The organism is Staphylococcus sp. GDB20D11A (assembly GCF_016893255.1).
In the GTDB taxonomy this organism is placed as follows: domain Bacteria; phylum Bacillota; class Bacilli; order Staphylococcales; family Staphylococcaceae; genus Staphylococcus; species Staphylococcus aureus.
The window spans coordinates 1-2991 of sequence record NZ_JAFEPJ010000013.1 but is presented as its reverse complement, the minus strand read 5'-3'; the positions used below and the strand labels follow the sequence as shown (position 1 = coordinate 2991).

The following is a 2991-nucleotide window of genomic DNA, read 5'->3' as shown; positions in this document are numbered from 1 at the left end:
GAATTTTAAGGGGGTATTTGATTTATATATTTTTATACCTGTATATTTATATATGTTTCTTAAAACGCAAATATGAGCAAAATAAGGGTACATCTTTCTGACATTTAACTTGTATTCAAAAGACATATTACTTAAGTTGCTAAAGTCATTTTAAATACAATCACTTGTACTTTTTAAACATAAGCCAGAAAAACGATATAACTTTTTTATATATTTTTCTAATTTGATTGGAACTCCCTAAAATTTATATAACTTAAAAAGTTAAATTGTTTATCTCATTTTTTGTACATAACCAGTGGCGAATTTTTCAGACACTGCCCATTTACATGCAAATTAAAATTTTCATGGTAAAACTGGTCAACCATGCCGGTTGAACGCTATAGTTCCTGCAGGGGCAAAAATACATAAAAAAACGCTAGCTTTTAAGCTAACGTTTCAAATCTTTTAAGTAATAATTTTGTTTTTCAAAATTCCAAATTGCAGTAATTGAATGTGCTTTTTCTTCTTCGTCTGTTGTTTTATCTTCGTCACTTGTATTAATTAAATTGCCATCTTCGGCATCGTCTAAATTTAAAATTTTATGTTTTTGTTTAAGCAATCCACCATAACTCAACATACGTTTTCGGTATAAACCTTTTTCTAAATCATTCACGATTTCCTGATTTCTTTCGTCATCATCAGTTAAAAAATCAGATGATTTAACCGAATATTTCGAGGTTTCTTTGATTGCTGCTTGAATATCTTTATCGCCTTTTTGATTTGGTTTGATCGCTTTAATATTTGCTACTGGCCGATAATTAACTTGTAATGCTTTTTGCCATAAATTAATCCAATCATTTTGAGAAATGTAATTCTCAGAACCTCTAAAATATTTACTTTCAACACACAATAAAACATGCATATGTTGATTATAACTACCGTCATTTTTATTAACTGTAACCTCTGTCGAACGCATAAAACCAATTAAATTTTTACTAACTTTTTTATATTTAAATAATCTTCTAAATGATTCAGTTAAATGTTTAAGACTTTTTTCTAAAGTATCTCCATCTATCGCATTTCGTGTTGATAGTGTAAGAAACAACCAACGTGCTTTCGGCTTTTCTTTAACCACTTCTTCAATCACTCTTTGAGCTTGATAACTATTTTTCATAGCACGCCTCCAATTACAAACTGGACACAATTTTGATTTACAAAACCATGTCTTATGTAACTTCAAATAACCTTCATCAGTAGGCTTGAACTCTAAGACGTTACCACATTGTTTTACGTTAAAAGCCTTTTTAATTTTTAAGATTTCTAGTATATCTGCATAACTTACATTATCGATTTTCTTTTCTCTCCACGGGCGTTGTTTCCCACTTTTCGTTAAGTCTTTTAGTGTTTTATTATCTTGATTTTCGTCTATATATTTTGTATGATTGTCTTGCATATAAAAAGACCTCCAGTATTTGATTTTAGCTCGACACTTTAATCTTATTACTGGAGTTTTTTTATGTCAAATTTTATTTTATACACTAAAAATCTTTCAAAACACTGTTACATCAAGCTTGAAACAACATTTTAAAAAAGAACGTTATTTCTATATAGTATCAAGACAAGAAGAAACTCGTTTTCAACTCGTTTTAAAACCACCAACCAAAACCTTAAAACTCATCGTAATTTCACTTAAGTTTTTCTTAATTATTCCTTCTTTTTCTACGTCACTTAAATTCCACGTTAAAGGCGTCATATCAAGTAATTTATTCAATTCTTCTTTATTTAATTTAACCTTATAACTAATGTCTATCATTTCAATTTTATTAAAATTAGCTTCAAATAAATCTATAACCTCAGAATTATCATAATCCTTATTTTTATGATTACTAAAGACTATATTCCTTATTTCTTTTAAATAATCACTATTAGGAATTATTTTTATCAATTTCCCCTCTTTATCTAGAACTCTTTTAAACTCATCATAATTAGAAGGGCTAAGCACATTAATTAAAAAGTCTACATTCCCATTCATAACTGGTATATCAGCTAGATCAGCAACCAACCAATTTATATTTTTATATGATTTTGCTGCTTTTTTTACACCTTCTTTTGCAATGTCTATACCTAAGAATTCATTTTCACCAAGAAATGTTTTACTAATTTCATTTAAAATATAACCCTCACCAGTACCAACATCTATCACATTATTTTTAGTTTTAATCTCATATTTTTTAATAATTTCTATGATTTTTGAAATTAATATCGAATACAAATTGCTACTATCATTCAATTCTCTTCTAGCAATAAACAATTTTTTATCGTATTTACTTTTTTTATGCCCTGAAATTAAATTCGAATAACCCTCTTTTGCAATATCAAAAGTATGGTTATTCTCACATGCTAAAGTTTTATAACCTCTCTTTAATTTTTCATCACATATAGAACACTTAAAAAACATATTCACACCTCCAATCAAATAATTATAAATAACAAAGTTGCTTTATTCCAATTGCTTTATTGACGTTGAGCCTCGGAACCCTTAACAATCCCAAAACTTGTCGAATGGTCGGCTTAATAGCTCACGCTATGCCGACATTCGTCTGCAAGTTTAGTTAAGGGTTCTTCTCAACATCAATAAATTTTCTCGGCATAAATGCGTGTTCTTTTCTTGTCTGCCCAGTAGACAAAGTAGACCCAACTGTTATTGCTTTACAGGTCTATTTTTCGTCGTTATAATCTAGTTAAATCCCGTAAGGGCGCACTTATGCGTTCTAAAAAGAACGCGTAAAAAACCATAATCGACCTTCGTCAATTTTTATCTTAGTTTTAAGGAATCGGCGTTGTGGCGCAGATATAAAAATTAATACTGCACGAACTAGAATCGACGTTGTAGCGTAGATATAAAAATTAATACTACATAGAAATTTAACTAAGATTTAAGCTACTAGTTTTTTGCTAGTAGCTTTTTTATTTTCTTAATTTTTAAATGCCTTTATTTTGAATTTTAAGGGG

2 protein-coding genes are annotated in these 2991 nt (G+C 28.8%); both read right to left on the bottom strand.

The genetic code is table 11. The features are described 5' to 3' along the window. Positions 1-427 precede the first annotated feature (427 nt). The gene (locus JV528_RS08600; protein WP_078099048.1) at positions 428-1432 is read right to left on the bottom strand and encodes a protein rep; all 1005 of its coding nucleotides are present in this window, start codon (positions 1430-1432) and stop codon (positions 428-430) included. A 183-nt stretch (positions 1433-1615) separates the two neighbouring features. After that, positions 1616-2437 (bottom strand): putative RNA methyltransferase, encoded by an 822-nt coding sequence (locus tag JV528_RS08595; RefSeq protein WP_049948317.1) that lies wholly within the window; start codon positions 2435-2437, stop codon positions 1616-1618. Positions 2438-2991: the final 554 nt, after the last annotated feature.

Coding starts and splice junctions, on each gene's coding strand:
- JV528_RS08600 (WP_078099048.1), bottom strand. CDS start 1,432: ATGCAAGACAATCATACAAAATATATAGACGAAAATCAAGATAATAAA.
- JV528_RS08595 (WP_049948317.1), bottom strand. CDS start 2,437: ATGTTTTTTAAGTGTTCTATATGTGATGAAAAATTAAAGAGAGGTTAT.